11 protein-coding genes are annotated in these 13,909 nt (G+C 54.9%); 8 read left to right on the top strand and 3 right to left on the bottom strand.

Annotated elements, in window-relative coordinates; genetic code table 11:
- Window positions 1-62: 62 nt before the first annotated feature.
- A complete protein-coding gene (radA, locus tag BT114_RS10720) occupies window positions 63-1,442 on the top strand; it encodes a DNA repair protein RadA (protein ID WP_072326465.1) in 1,380 nt (459 codons plus the stop codon).
- A gap of 10 nt (window positions 1,443-1,452) precedes the next feature.
- Here the strand turns inward: radA and BT114_RS10715 are convergent, their stop codons facing one another.
- Both BT114_RS10715 and BT114_RS10710 read right to left on the bottom strand, forming a co-directional pair.
- Window positions 1,453-2,223 (bottom strand): 3',5'-cyclic-nucleotide phosphodiesterase, encoded by a 771-nt coding sequence (locus BT114_RS10715; protein WP_084662153.1) that lies wholly within the window; start codon window positions 2,221-2,223, stop codon window positions 1,453-1,455.
- A 2-nt stretch (window positions 2,224-2,225) separates the two neighbouring features.
- A complete protein-coding gene (locus BT114_RS10710; protein WP_072326463.1) occupies window positions 2,226-3,914 on the bottom strand; it encodes an HD domain-containing phosphohydrolase in 1,689 nt (562 codons plus the stop codon).
- Between the two features lie 179 nt (window positions 3,915-4,093).
- Here BT114_RS10710 and dapB point away from each other — a divergent pair, with 179 nt between their 5' ends.
- From dapB to greA, 5 genes are all read left to right on the top strand, one after another.
- Entirely contained in the window at window positions 4,094-4,897 is an 804-nt protein-coding gene (gene dapB / locus BT114_RS10705; RefSeq protein WP_072326462.1) for a 4-hydroxy-tetrahydrodipicolinate reductase, read from the top strand.
- 20 nt (window positions 4,898-4,917) lie between these two features.
- Window positions 4,918-5,499, top strand: a complete 582-nt coding sequence (locus BT114_RS10700) for a hypothetical protein (RefSeq protein WP_072326461.1) — start codon at window positions 4,918-4,920, stop codon at window positions 5,497-5,499.
- 169 nt (window positions 5,500-5,668) lie between these two features.
- Window positions 5,669-6,826: a glutamine-hydrolyzing carbamoyl-phosphate synthase small subunit gene (gene carA / locus BT114_RS10695; protein WP_072326460.1), complete on the top strand. Its 1,158-nt coding sequence runs from the start codon at window positions 5,669-5,671 to the stop codon at window positions 6,824-6,826.
- 22 nt (window positions 6,827-6,848) lie between these two features.
- Window positions 6,849-10,070, top strand: a complete 3,222-nt coding sequence (carB, locus tag BT114_RS10690) for a carbamoyl-phosphate synthase large subunit (RefSeq protein WP_072326459.1) — start codon at window positions 6,849-6,851, stop codon at window positions 10,068-10,070.
- Between the two features lie 2 nt (window positions 10,071-10,072).
- Window positions 10,073-10,552, top strand: coding sequence for a transcription elongation factor GreA (gene greA / locus BT114_RS10685; RefSeq protein ID WP_072326458.1), 480 nt, complete (start codon window positions 10,073-10,075; stop codon window positions 10,550-10,552).
- 74 nt (window positions 10,553-10,626) lie between these two features.
- Here the strand turns inward: greA and yhbY are convergent, their stop codons facing one another.
- Window positions 10,627-10,941 (bottom strand): ribosome assembly RNA-binding protein YhbY, encoded by a 315-nt coding sequence (yhbY, locus tag BT114_RS10680; RefSeq protein ID WP_072326457.1) that lies wholly within the window; start codon window positions 10,939-10,941, stop codon window positions 10,627-10,629.
- Window positions 10,942-11,067: 126 nt separating this feature from the next.
- On the opposite strand from yhbY, the gene rlmE reads away from it, so the two are divergent.
- Both rlmE and ftsH read left to right on the top strand, forming a co-directional pair.
- Complete coding sequence (gene rlmE / locus BT114_RS10675) at window positions 11,068-11,688, top strand: 23S rRNA (uridine(2552)-2'-O)-methyltransferase RlmE (protein WP_072326456.1); 621 nt, start codon at window positions 11,068-11,070, stop codon at window positions 11,686-11,688.
- Between the two features lie 163 nt (window positions 11,689-11,851).
- Window positions 11,852-13,816, top strand: a complete 1,965-nt coding sequence (gene ftsH / locus BT114_RS10670; RefSeq protein ID WP_072326455.1) for an ATP-dependent zinc metalloprotease FtsH — start codon at window positions 11,852-11,854, stop codon at window positions 13,814-13,816.
- The last annotated feature ends 93 nt before the right edge of the window (window positions 13,817-13,909 follow it).

Genomic DNA, 13,909 nt, shown 5'->3' with positions numbered 1-13,909 from the left:
GTTTTGTTTTGGTTATACTGCAGGTGCTTTTTATAACTGTCAACAAGGGGCTGTGACGGTCGATGGCTAAACAGAAAACCGCCTATGTTTGTATTGAATGTGGTGCGGAATACAGCAAGTGGCAAGGGCAGTGTGTTGCCTGCAAGGAATGGAACACCATTCAGGAGGTGCGACTGGGCAGTGGTGCGGCCTCGCGTTCGGCACCCTTGTCTGCTACCCGAACGGGTTTTGCCGGAAACCTGAGCCATGCGGTACAGGATCTTTCTGACATCAATCTGGAAGCCTTGCCACGTTTTTCGACCACCTTTGGTGAGTTTGACCGGGTACTGGGCGGTGGGCTGGTGCCGGGTTCGGCCATTTTGATCGGTGGCCATCCTGGTGCTGGCAAATCCACCCTGCTGTTGCAGACCGCCTGTAAGCTGGCACAACTGATAAAGGTGCTCTATGTCACGGGTGAGGAATCCCTGCAGCAGGTGGCCTTGCGCGCCCAGCGTCTGGGACTGCCGACCCGGGGTTTGAAAATGCTGGCCGAGACCAGTGTCGAGAACTTGCTGGCGGTAACTGAGCTGGAAAAGCCGCAGGTATTGATTGTTGACTCCATCCAGACCATGCATGTGGATGATCTGCAGTCAGCACCCGGTGGTGTGGCTCAGGTGCGTGAGTCAGCGGCCTTTCTGACACGTTTTGCCAAGCAGAGCCACACCGTGCTGTTCCTCGTTGGACATGTCACCAAGGATGGTTCGCTGGCTGGCCCCAAGGTGCTGGAGCATATGATCGATGCCTCCCTGTTGCTGGAGGGGGATGGTGACTCACGTTTTCGCACCCTGCGCGGCCAGAAAAACCGTTTTGGTGCAGTGAATGAGCTGGGTGTGTTTGCAATGCTGGAAACCGGCTTGAAAGAGGTGAAAAATCCTTCCGCCATTTTCCTGTCGCGGGATGAAGAGCCGGCAGCAGGCAGTGTGGTGCTGGCTACCTGGGAAGGTACTCGTCCTTTGTTGGTGGAAGTGCAGGCGTTGGTTGATCAGTCACCCTTGGGTAATCCGCGCCGGGTCGCAGTGGGGCTGGACAATAATCGCCTGTCACTGTTGCTGGCGGTATTGCATCGCCATGGTGGGATTTTCACCGGCGACCAGGATGTGTTCCTGAATGTGGTGGGTGGGGTGAAGGTGCTGGAAACCGGCGCTGACCTGGCGGCACTACTGGCCATTGTGTCATCCCTTAAAAATCAGCCCTTACCCCATGATTTGATGGTGATTGGTGAGGTGGGCCTGTCTGGTGAAATACGCCCGGTGCCCAGTGGCCAGGAGCGCATTCGAGAAGCCGCGAAGCATGGGTTTCGCCGAGCCATCGTACCCAAGGGCAATGTACCCAAGGATGCGCCGGAAGGCATGCAGGTCACTGGTGTAACCCGCTTGAGTGAAGCGCTGGAGGTGCTCTGGTGACTTCGTTGGGTTAAAGCTGAAACACCTGCCCGGTTTGTAGCAGCACCAGCTTTGTACTCAGGTCCAGCTTTTCCAGCTCCGCCCGGATTTCATGGGTCTGGCTAGGCTTTAGGTGAGATAGCCATACCTGTCTGGGTCTGTAGGCCATGGCGTCTACAAAGTCTTTGACCAGTTTGGGGGTCAGGTGTTTGGAGACATGGGCCAGTTCCAGCAGGCGGTCAGGAAAGGCGCACTCGGTCATCAGTACATCCAGTTGACCCAGCTTGTTGAGCTCTTGCATCACCGCCGTGCCGTAGGTGGTGTCACCAGTGAAGGCCAGGGTATGTCCGGTTTCACTGACCACGTGGTAACCGCAGGTGGGCACGATGTGTTCAACAGGGAAGGCGGTAAATGTCAGGTCGCCAACTACCACGGGTTGCCAGGCTTGTACGGTATGGAAGCGAACCACCGGGTGATCCTGATTGGGCAGGGTGGCAAAATCCGGCCAGATCTTCCAGTTAAAGATGTGTTGTTTGAGGATCTCGAGCACTTCCGGCAGTGCATATACATGAATGGGTTGCTTGAGAAACTCGAATAAATTATCAATCAGCAGAGGTAGAAAGCAGATGTGGTCCAGATGGGAATGGGTGATCAGGATGTGCCGAATTTTTTTCAGCTCATCCTGAGGCAGGTTGCCCAGCCCGCTGCCAGCATCCATCAGGGTGTGTTCGTTGATCCGGTAGCAGGTGGTGTGCTGTCCCAGTCCCATGCCGCCGCTGCAACCCAGAATTTCTACCTTCACGCTTATGGCTCCCCTGCCTGTGTCTGAGTGATTGAGGCCAGTTTCAGTCCCGGCAAGGCGCTGGTATCGACCTCGTCCATTTGTTCGGGCTTAAGATGTTTTTTAGCGTAATCAAGATAAACTTTCTTGTAAACAAATAACGCGTAAAGATCCGGGTCCAGGTGGTTGTCTTCGACCATGCGCCCCATGATGGTGAGTGCCTGAGACAGAGGCATGGGCTTTTTGTAGGGGCGCTCGTGGGCGGTCAGGGCTTCAAACACGTCAGCGATACCCATGATGCGAGCTGGAATGGACATCTGCTCACGGGTCAGACCGCGTGGATAACCCTTGCCGTCCATGCGCTCATGGTGGCCGCCAGCGTATTCCGGAACTCGCTTCAGGTGGCGTGGAAAGGGTAGCTGTTCCAGCATGGCCAAGGTATGAACCATGTGGCCTTCCATGATTTTTCTTTCTTCCTGATTGAGGGTGCCACGCCGGATCGACAGGTTCATCACTTCGTCATCATTCAGCAAGCGGTGCCGCTCACCCTTCAGGTCAAGCCAGCCCTGTTGCCCCAGTGCCTCTACCCGTGCAATATGCTCATCAGCCATGAACTCACCACCGGTGTTGGCGTTCTGCAGGAACGACAGGTCGTCGGCTAGCTGTTGTTGCAACTGTTCATAAAAAGCCAGGCGTTCAGCGTTCAGCTCGGTTCCTGCACGAGCCGCCGCCAGCTCTTCTTTCAGGCGCTCAATTTCTAGGTCGCGCAGCAGGATCTCAAAACGGTCGGTGACCCAGTCAATGCGGTCCACAATGGTTTCCAGCTTGGTCGACTTTTCCATCACATGGTGTGGGGTGACCACCTTGCCGCAATCGTGCAACCAGGCAGCGGTTTTTAATTCATACATGTCCTCTTCGGACATGCTGAAACCTTCCAGGCCCGGAAAATTTGTGCCGCTGGCAGCTTCAGCCAGCATCAGGGTGGCGTCTGGTACGCGACGACAGTGGGCGCCGGTGTGGGCAGACTTGGAGTCGATTGCGCTTGCGATCACCTGGGTGAAGCTGTCGAACAGAGTGCGCAGCTCATCAATCAGTCGGCGGTTGGTTAGGGCAATGGCCGCCTGGGAGGCGAGAGATTCGGCAATATCCTGATCACTTTCATCAAAGGGAACCGGCTCACCGCTATTATTCAGTTTGTTCAGTAGCTGAAGGGCGGCAATGACTTCGCCTTCATGATTGCGCAGCGGTACGGTTAAAAAGGACTTGGAGTGATAACCGGTTTTGGCATCAAAAGCGCGGGTGCCGGAAAAGTCAAAGCCCTGCTCGTGGTAGGCGTCAGCAATATTGGCGGTTTTTTTGTTCAGTACCGCCCAGGCCGCAATCATGCGTTCGTTGGGTGTGCCATCCGGCAGGTGCAGGGGGATTAATGGGAAGTTATTGCCTACCGGGGCACCGCTGCCACCTAAATGGATGTTGAGTTTATCGTTTTGCACCATCACAAAACGCAGTGATTCACCATCCGGTTCAACCATGTAGAGGGTACCGGCATCGGAGCGGGTCAGTTCACGGGCACTGGACAGGATCATTTCCAGTAGTTGGGTCTGGTCGCTTTGTGCTGACAGGGCGATACCGATAGCATTCAGTCGCCGGATGCGCTCATAGCTGGGGTTGGTGTTGCCGGTGTTGTTGGAAGGGCTGGCTTCGGATGACATTCAACTTCCCCTGCTGAAATGTAAAAAAGTAACTCATCTTAGCAAAACACCGGCGAATAAATGTGAACTGGGTCACATTTGTTTGCCTGTGAAACAAAGCGGGCTGAACTGGGTCGGCACCGGCAAGTTCAAGTATAATGGCAGAAATTCATTCTTTGTAAACTTGTGTGAGGACGGTCATGGTGAGAGTGGCAGTGATGGGGGCCGGTGGCCGCATGGGCAAGACCCTGATCGAGGCAGTGCACCAGACTCCAGGTGTGCAGTTGGCTGCTGGCGTCGTGGAGCCTGGCTCCAGTCTGATTGGTGTGGATCTGGGGGAGTTGGCTGGTCTGGGTCGGCTGGGGGTGCAGGCTGCAGCCAGTCTGGATGCTGTAAAGGATGATTTTGATCTGTTGATTGATTTTACGGCACCGGCAGTCACGATGGCTGGCGTGGCTTTTTGTGTGGCTCACAACAAGGCCATGGTGATCGGTACCACCGGCTTGACCGATGAGCAGAAGGCTGTGTTGGCAGATGCCGGTAAACAGATTGCATTAGTGTTTGCGCCCAATATGAGCGTGGGGGTTAACCTGTGTTTTAAATTGCTGGAGCTGGCCGCCGCCGCCCTGGGTGATGATTATGATGTGGAGATCGTTGAAGCCCATCATCGTCACAAGGTGGATGCACCCTCTGGAACTGCGTTGGGCATGGGTGAGGCTGTAGCGCGTGCGCTGGGGCGCAACCTTAAAGAAGTGGCAGTGTATGGTCGTGAGGGTCAGACCGGTGCCCGCAAACGGGAAACCATTGGTTTTGCCACCATGCGGGTGGGTGATGTGGTGGGTGATCATACCGTGGTGTTCGGGACGGAGGGTGAGCGGGTTGAAATTACCCACAAGGCCTCCAGTCGCATGACCTTTGCCAAGGGTGCCGTGCGTGCTGCCCTGTGGTTAAAAGACCACCCGGTGGGTCTGTATGACATGCAGGATGTGTTGAACCTGAAATAATCGGTAAGGCGGGTGGGTGCATGACATCAGACATCAACTATGGCCGAGACGGTAATCTGCTGAGTGACTCACAGCGTGAAAAGTTACGCCTGGAGCACGAAGCGGCGCGTCTGTTCATGCGGCTGTATGAAGGATGTTTTCAGGTGCCCATTCGCCATATCTGGCACAACGAACCCAAAAAGCCCGATGTATCCTGTTATCTCGGGCCGGATCAGCTGGATCTGGAGATAGCCCATTTGTATGGCAGTGAAGCAGAGGCCATGCTGTTGCTGGGGCGGGATCTGGGAGAAAAAACCTGGCATTACCTGAATGAGCTGGGTTCCACTGAGCCGGATGAACGCCTGTTGACTGCCTTGAATCGCATTCTGGCCAGCAAGGGTCAGAAGGATTATCACTCCCAGCGCGTCTGGCTGGTGATTCGCAATATGAACCCCTTGTGGACGCGGGATGATTTCATTCGCCGCCTGAATCAGGTGCACCTTCCTGAAGGGCATGTCTTTGAACAGGTCTGGGTGGTGGCTGATTTTAAGGGGGATAGTGGATTGGTCAGGATTTTTCCGCCGCGAGCGGTGGACGTTTCTGGTGCATTGGTTGTAAAATAACGAAGATGAATGTCCGGCTGCGTGCACGGACTTCCCCACCCAGTTTCTATGAAAATTTATCTGAAAAGCGGGATGAACTTCAGTTCATCTCGCTTTTTTGCAACCCGAAATCGGTAGCGGTCGTCATCCGGACGACCTTGCTGACAGCCTGTGATGGGAGGAAAGAGTTTTGACCAGACCCGCTATTCTGGCCCTAGAAGACGGCAGTGTGTTCCGTGGCACCGCAATTGGTGCAGACGGCCAGACGGTCGGAGAAGTGGTGTTCAACACCGCAATGACCGGTTATCAGGAAATACTCACTGATCCCTCCTATACACGCCAGTTGGTGACCCTCACCTACCCCCACATTGGTAATACCGGTATCAATCCGGAAGACATCGAATCTGCATCCATGGGTGCTGCCGGTCTGATCATCCGTGATCTGCCGCTGATGGCCAGCAACTTCCGCAGTACCATGCCATTGCAGGACTACCTGCAGCAGCAGAAGCTGGTTGCCATTGCTGACATCGATACCCGTCGGCTGACCCGTATCCTGCGTGACAAGGGCTCACTGAATGGCTGCATTCTGGCCGGTGAAGCTGCTGCCGCAACCGATGCTGCCGAAGTGGCACTGGCTGCTGCCCGCGCTTTCCCCGGTTTGAAAGGCATGGATCTGGCCAAGGTGGTCAGCACCACTGAAATTCGCAACTGGACGGAAGGTGAGTGGACGCTGGGTCAGGGTTATGCCGCAGTGGATGAAGCCAGTCAGCCCTATCACGTGGTGGCTTATGACTATGGTGTGAAATTCAACATCCTGCGCATGCTGGCCAGCCGTGGTTGTCGCATCACCCTGGTACCCGCCCAGACTTCCGCTGCTGAAGTGCTGGCGATGAATCCGGACGGTGTGTTCCTGTCCAACGGTCCTGGCGACCCCCAGCCCTGTGATTACGCCATCAAGGCCATTGCCGAGATTCTGGAAACCGACGTGCCGGTGTTTGGTATTTGTCTGGGTCACCAGCTGCTGGCGCTGGCTTCAGGTGCGCAGACGGTGAAAATGCCGCATGGTCACCACGGTGCCAACCACCCGGTACAGGATCTGGATACTGGTGTGGTGATGATCACCAGTCAGAACCATGGTTTTGCGGTGGATGAAAGCTCGCTGCCTGGTTGCCTTCGTGCCACTCACAAATCACTGTTTGATGGCACCCTGCAGGGCATTGAACGCACCGACAAGGCGGCATTCAGCTTCCAGGGTCACCCGGAAGCCAGCCCCGGTCCACAGGATGTTGCGCCCCTGTTTGATCGCTTTATCCGGCTGATTCAAGCCCGCAAGAACCAGACCGCCTGAAACCGACGAAACAGAGAACGTCATGCCAAAACGTACAGACATTAAAAGCATACTGATTCTGGGCGCTGGTCCGATTGTCATCGGTCAGGCCTGTGAATTTGACTACTCCGGCGCCCAGGCTTGTAAAGCCCTGCGGGAAGAGGGTTACCGCGTCATTCTGGTGAACTCCAATCCGGCCACCATCATGACCGATCCGGTGATGGCTGATGCCACCTACATTGAACCCATCCTCTGGGATGTGGTAGCAAAAATCATTGAAAAAGAACGCCCGGATGCCCTGTTGCCCACCATGGGTGGCCAGACTGCGCTGAACTGTGCGCTGGATCTGGAGCGTCACGGGGTACTGGAAAAGTACGGCGTGGAAATGATTGGTGCCAACGCCGATACCATCGACAAGGCCGAAGACCGTGAGCGTTTTGACCAGGCGATGAAAAAGATTGGCCTGGAATGTCCCAAGGCAGCCATTGCCCACAGCATGGAAGAAGCCTGGCAAGTGCAGGCGGAACTGGGTTTCCCCTGCATCATTCGCCCCTCCTTCACCATGGGTGGTTCAGGTGGTGGTATTGCCTACAACAAGGAAGAGTTTGAAGAGATCTGCCTGCGTGGCCTGGATCTGTCCCCAACCAAGGAGCTGCTGATTGATGAGTCGCTGATTGGCTGGAAAGAATATGAAATGGAAGTGGTGCGGGACAAAAATGACAACTGCATCATTGTCTGTGCCATTGAAAACTTTGATGCCATGGGTGTGCATACCGGTGACTCCATCACGGTGGCACCGGCCCAGACGCTGACTGACAAGGAATACCAGATCATGCGCGACGCCTCTCTGGCGGTGTTGCGTGAAATTGGTGTGGAAACCGGTGGTTCCAACGTGCAGTTTGGTATCTGCCCGGATACCGGTCGCATGGTGGTGATCGAAATGAACCCCCGTGTGTCCCGTTCCTCGGCACTGGCTTCCAAAGCCACTGGTTTTCCGATTGCCAAGATTGCCGCCAAGCTGGCGGTGGGTTACACCCTCGACGAGCTGCAGAATGACATCACCGGTGGTGCCACCCCGGCGTCTTTTGAGCCGTCGATTGATTACGTGGTCACCAAAATTCCGCGTTTCACCTTTGAAAAGTTCCCGCAGGCCAATGACCGTCTGACCACTCAGATGAAGTCCGTGGGTGAGGTGATGGCCATCGGTCGTACTTTTCAGGAATCCCTGCAGAAAGCTCTGCGTGGACTGGAAGTGGGTGTGAATGGCCTGGACCCGAAACTGGAAAAGTTTGATGACGAATCCATGGCGCTGATGCGTCGTGAGCTGCAGAACCCCGGTGCCGAGCGAATCTGGTTCATTGGTGATGCTTTCCGTACCGGCATGAGCCTGGAAGAAGTGCATCGTCTGACCCATGTGGATCACTGGTTCCTGATCCAGCTGCAGGAATTGATTCAACTGGAAGCCGAAGTGGCACGTACCACCCAGGGTGAGCTGGATTTTGACAAGGTCTATCGCCTCAAGCGCAAGGGTTTCTCTGATGCGCGCCTGGCACAGTTGATGGGTATTTCCGAAGCCAGCTTCCGCAAGCTGCGTCACCAACTGGGTGTACGCCCGACCTACAAGCGCGTGGATACCTGTGCTGCGGAATTTGCCACCAGCACCGCCTACATGTACTCCACCTATGAAGAAGAGTGCGAGGCGGCACCTTCTGCCCGCAACAAGATCATGGTGCTGGGTGGTGGTCCGAACCGTATCGGCCAGGGCATTGAGTTTGACTACTGCTGTGTGCATGCTGCATTTGCCATGCGTGATGATGGTTATGAAACCATCATGGTCAACTGCAACCCGGAAACGGTATCCACCGATTACGACACGTCTGACCGTCTCTACTTTGAGCCAGTGACGCTGGAAGACGTATTGGAAATTGTGCACAAAGAACAGCCAAAGGGTGTGATTGTGCAGTTTGGTGGCCAGACGCCGCTGAAGCTGGCGCGTGATCTGGAAGCGGCTGGTGTACCGATCATTGGTACTACTCCGGATGCCATTGACCGTGCTGAAGATCGTGAACGCTTCCAGCAGATGATTGAAAAGCTGGGCCTCAAACAGCCACCGAATGCCACTGCGCGCAGTTTTGATGAAGCACTGGCCAAGGCAGCTGTGATTGGTTACCCGCTGGTGGTGCGCCCCTCTTATGTACTGGGCGGCCGTGCCATGGAAATTGTCTATGGCCCGGACGAGCTGGAGCGTTACATGACCAGCGCCGTGAAGGTGTCCAACGATAGTCCGGTACTGCTGGATCACTTCCTGAATGCAGCCATTGAAATTGACGTGGATGCTGTCAGTGATGGCAAGGATGTGGTGATTGGCGGCATCATGCAGCACATTGAGCAGGCCGGTGTTCACTCCGGTGACTCTGCTTGCTCCTTGCCGCCCTACTCCCTGTCTGCCGAAGTGCAGGACAAGATGCGGGTGATGATTGCCCAGATGGCACGTGAACTGGGTGTGATCGGCTTGATGAACGTGCAGCTGGCGTATCAGGATGGCGAGATCTACATCATTGAAGTCAATCCGCGTGCTTCTCGTACCGTGCCTTTTGTCTCCAAGTGCATTGGTACTTCGCTGGCGCAGGTAGCGGCCCGATGCATGGCTGGCACCAGCCTGAAGGAGCAGGGCTTTGAGCAGGAAATCATTCCGCCCTTCTTCAGCGTGAAGGAAGCGGTGTTCCCCTTCAACAAATTCCAGGGCGTTGACCCGATTCTCGGCCCGGAAATGAAGTCCACCGGTGAAGTGATGGGCAGTGGCACCACTTTTGCTGAAGCTTTCCTGAAGGCGCAGCTGGGTGCTGGTGAAAAGATGCCAAAAGCCGGTGGCAAGGCCTTCCTGTCGGTGCGTGAAGCGGACAAACAAGGCATTGTTGAAGTGGCAGCATCCCTATCCAAGCTGGGATACAGTCTGGTGGCTACCAGTGGAACGGCAGCCATTCTGAAAACTGCCGGTTATGATGCTGAAGTGGTCAACAAGGTGGCGGAAGGGCGTCCGCACATCGTTGACAAGGTCAAGAATGACGAAATCGCTTACATCGTCAACACCACCGAAGGCCGCCAGGCCATTGCTGATTCATCCGGTATTCGCCGTGCGGCCCTGCAGCACAAGGTGCCCTACACCACAACGCTGGCTGGCGCTGCGGCCCTGTGTCAGGCACTGGAGTACGGTATGAACATTCGTGTGCGGCGTCTGCAGGACCTGCACGCAGGAGAGGTATAAGCATGCAGAAAAGTCCAATGACGGTGCAGGGTGAACAACGCCTGCGCCAGGAGCTGGAACAGCTGAAAACAGTTGAACGCCCCAAGGTGATTGAAGCCATTGCCGAGGCGCGTGAACACGGTGACTTGAAAGAAAATGCTGAATACCATGCTGCCCGTGAGCAGCAAGGGTTCATTGAAGGCAGGATTCAGGAAATCGAAGCCAAACTGTCCAATGCCCAGGTGATTGATGTCACCACCCTGCCAAAAACCGGCAAGGTGGTGTTTGGTGTCACGGTGGATCTGGTCAACCTGGACACCGACGAAGCAGTCACCTACACCATTGTGGGTGAAGATGAGGCGGACGTGAAGGATAACAAGATCTCCTGCACCTCACCGATTGCCCGTGGATTGATTGGCAAGGAAGAAGGTGACGTGGCGCTGATCAAAACCCCGAAAGGGGATGTGGAGTATGAGATCAGCGAAGTTCGCTACGGCGATTGAGGGCTGATGCCAGAGAAAAAGCCGCCGGCTGAATGGCCTGGCGGCTTTTTTGTATCACCTGGTTTTTGCTTGAATCAGTGTTCCGCAAAACGCAGCAGATTGGAGAGCTTTGGGTTGGGTTTTTGTGCGCGGCGTAAAAACAGTCCGATCTTGCCGATGGTCTGCACAACTTCTGCTCCCAGCTTGGTGGCCAGTTCATTCATCATGGCCAGGCGCTCTTCGCGGTCATTCAGGGAAAAGCGGATCTTGATCAGTTCGTGGTCATTCAGCGCGCGATCAGCTTCCTTGATCAGCCCTTCGGACAGACCGTTTTCGGAAACCAGTACCACCGGGTTCAGGTGGTGTCCAATGGAACGCAGCTCTTTCTTTTGTGCGCCTTTCAGGCTCATGTTAATCTTCTCGGTTCGGGTTTTGCTGAGGGTGAATCCCTGAACTGTGTATTCTAGAGGCTGGGATGGCTGAGGTCATCCCCTGGCCTGTTTATTTTCCCGGCAGTGGCAGTAAAGAGGTGGTGTGTGGCGCGATCAAAAACCAGTGCGGCCTGGTTAAAAGAACATGTGGATGATGTCTGGGTGCAGAAAGCCCAGAAAGATGGTTATCGCTCCCGCGCCACTTACAAACTGGCTGAGATTGATGATAAAGACCGTTTGCTGCGTTCCGGCATGACAGTGATCGATCTGGGTTCAGCACCGGGTGGCTGGTCGCAGCTGCTGTCTGAACGGCTGGGTGGTCAGGGCACCATTCTGGCGTCAGACATCTTGCCGATGGATCCCTTGCCAGACGTACAGTTCATTCAGGGGGACTTCATGGAAGATGAGGTGTTGCAGCAGTTGCTGGATGCCATGCAGGGGCGACAGGCCGACCTTGTAATTTCTGATATGGCCCCCAATCTCAGTGGTATGAATGCCATCGATCAACCCAGGGCCATGTATCTGGTGGAGTTGGCGCTGGATCTGGCCGAGCAGGTATTGAAGCCGGGCGGAGACTTTCTGGCCAAGGTGTTTCAAGGCGAGGGTTATGAGGATTACTTGAAGCTGCTGCGTAGCCGCTTTGATCGAGTGGTGACCCGCAAACCTGAGGCCTCCAGGGCGCGCTCACGTGAGGTTTACTTGTTGGCGCGCGGTTTTAAAGGCTGAAGGCAACGAAAGAAACTTATCACTGTCATACAAAAGATAAATGAAACATCAGCGGCTTTTTTTCGGTCTCAACACGGAATTGCTGTAAGATGGAAACAAAGACCTACCGCCCGGCAAGGTTATCTGTGAGTGCTGCCGGTGCAATCAACAAGAGGGCATTGCCTTGAACGATATGGCCAAAAATCTCATTCTGTGGCTGGTCATTGCAGCAGTACTGCTGACGGTGTTTAACAGCTTCAATGTCGAGACCACGCCCAATTCGGTCAACTATTCCGAGTTTGTCCGTGAAGTCCAGCAGCAGCAGGTGAGAAGGGTTGTCATTGACGGCTTTGATATTCATGGCGAGCGTGTTGATGGCACCCGCTTCAGTACCATTCGTCCAGCAGCGGAAGACCCCAAGCTGATCGATGACCTGCTGACCCACAATGTGGTGGTCGAAGGCCGTAAACCGGAAGGTCAAAGCTTGTGGACTCGCCTGTTGATTGCCAGCTTCCCGATTTTGCTGATCATGGCCATTTTCCTGTTCTTTATGCGTCAGATGCAGGGTGGTGGTGGTGGTCGTGGCGGGCCGATGAGTTTTGGCAAATCCAAGGCACGCCTGTTGACCCAGGATCAGATCAAAACCACCTTTGCTGATGTGGCAGGTTGTGACGAGGCCAAAGAAGATGTTAAAGAGTTGGTGGACTTTCTGCGTGATCCGGGCAAGTTCCAGCGTCTGGGTGGCAAGATTCCCCGTGGTGTATTGATGGTGGGCAGTCCCGGTACCGGTAAAACCCTGCTGGCAAAAGCGGTGGCCGGTGAGGCCAAGGTACCCTTTTTCACCATTTCTGGTTCCGACTTTGTGGAAATGTTTGTGGGTGTGGGTGCATCCCGTGTCCGCGACATGTTTGAGCAGGCCAAAAAGCAGTCTCCCTGCATCATCTTCATTGATGAAATTGATGCCGTGGGTCGTCATCGTGGTGCCGGTATGGGAGGGGGGCACGATGAGCGTGAGCAAACCCTGAACCAGCTGCTGGTTGAGATGGATGGTTTTGATCCGAATGATGGCATCATTGTGATTGCCGCTACCAACCGTCCGGACGTACTGGACCCTGCACTGCTGCGCCCTGGTCGTTTTGACCGCCAGGTGGTGGTGGGGCTGCCGGATATTCGTGGTCGTGAACAGATTCTGAAAGTCCACATGCGTAAAGTGCCGTTGGCGGATGATGTGAACCCTTCCGTGATTGCGCGTGGTACACCTGGCTTTTCCGGTGCTGATCTGGCCAACCTGGTGAATGAGGCAGCATTGTTTGCTGCCCGCACCAACAAGCGTCTGGTGGGTATGGAAGAGTTCGACAAGGCCAAGGACAAAATCATGATGGGCGCTGAGCGCAAGTCCATGGTGATGACCGAAAAAGACAAGATCATGACGGCTTACCATGAAGCGGGTCACGCCATTCTGGGTCGTCTGCTGCCGGGCCATGATCCGGTCTACAAGGTGTCCATCATTCCGCGCGGGCGTGCACTGGGTGTCACCATGTTCCTGCCGGAGGAAGATCGCGTTTCTTACAGTCGTCGTTACCTGCTGAGCCGCATCACCTCGGCTTATGGTGGCCGGATTGCGGAAGAAATGTTCTACGGCGCGGATGGTGTGTCCACCGGTGCGTCCAACGATATTCAGCAGGCCACCAAAATGGCTCGTAACATGGTGACCAAATGGGGCCTGTCTGACACCGCTGGACCAGTCTTGTACAGCGAAGACGAAGGTGAGATTTTCCTTGGCAAGGGTAATGCTGGTGGCGGCAACATGAATGTCAGTGGTGAAACAGCCAAGATGCTGGATGCCGAGATCCGCCGTATTCTGGATACCTGTTACGAAGAGGCAACCCGTCTGCTCGAGGAAAATCGTGACAAGATGGAGCTGATGAAAGATGCCTTGATGGAATATGAAACCATTGATGCGCATCAGATTGACCAGATCATGGAAGGCCGCACCCCTGAGCCACCTAAAGATTGGAATAACGATGGTGAAGGTGGCGTTAAAGCTGAAGCCGAATCTGAGTCCAGCAAAGAAGCACTGGATGATGAGGTTGATGAACACAAGCCTGGCAATAAGCCATCTGATCCGCTGGGTGGTTCGGTGCACTGATGTTCCAGGCAGCACCTGTGTGATCAAATGCAGACCCCGCCTTGGCGGGGTTTTGTTTTGGAAGTCCTTGAGCTGAACTCATCGCGTTGAGCA

Source organism: Marinospirillum alkaliphilum DSM 21637 (assembly GCF_900119735.1).
In the GTDB taxonomy this organism is placed as follows: domain Bacteria; phylum Pseudomonadota; class Gammaproteobacteria; order Pseudomonadales; family Halomonadaceae; genus Marinospirillum; species Marinospirillum alkaliphilum.
This window is presented reverse-complemented; position numbering and strand designations above follow the sequence as displayed.

Excerpts from the sequence above, each read along its gene's own strand:
- BT114_RS10700 (WP_072326461.1), top strand. The coding sequence starts at position 4,918 with ATGACATCAGACATCAACTATGGCCGAGACGGTAATCTGCTGAGTGAC.
- BT114_RS10710 (WP_072326463.1), bottom strand. The coding sequence starts at position 3,914 with ATGTCATCCGAAGCCAGCCCTTCCAACAACACCGGCAACACCAACCCC.
- greA (WP_072326458.1), top strand. The coding sequence starts at position 10,073 with ATGCAGAAAAGTCCAATGACGGTGCAGGGTGAACAACGCCTGCGCCAG.
- carB (WP_072326459.1), top strand. The coding sequence starts at position 6,849 with ATGCCAAAACGTACAGACATTAAAAGCATACTGATTCTGGGCGCTGGT.
- dapB (WP_072326462.1), top strand. The coding sequence starts at position 4,094 with ATGGTGAGAGTGGCAGTGATGGGGGCCGGTGGCCGCATGGGCAAGACC.
- radA (WP_072326465.1), top strand. The coding sequence starts at position 63 with ATGGCTAAACAGAAAACCGCCTATGTTTGTATTGAATGTGGTGCGGAA.
- yhbY (WP_072326457.1), bottom strand. The coding sequence starts at position 10,941 with ATGAGCCTGAAAGGCGCACAAAAGAAAGAGCTGCGTTCCATTGGACAC.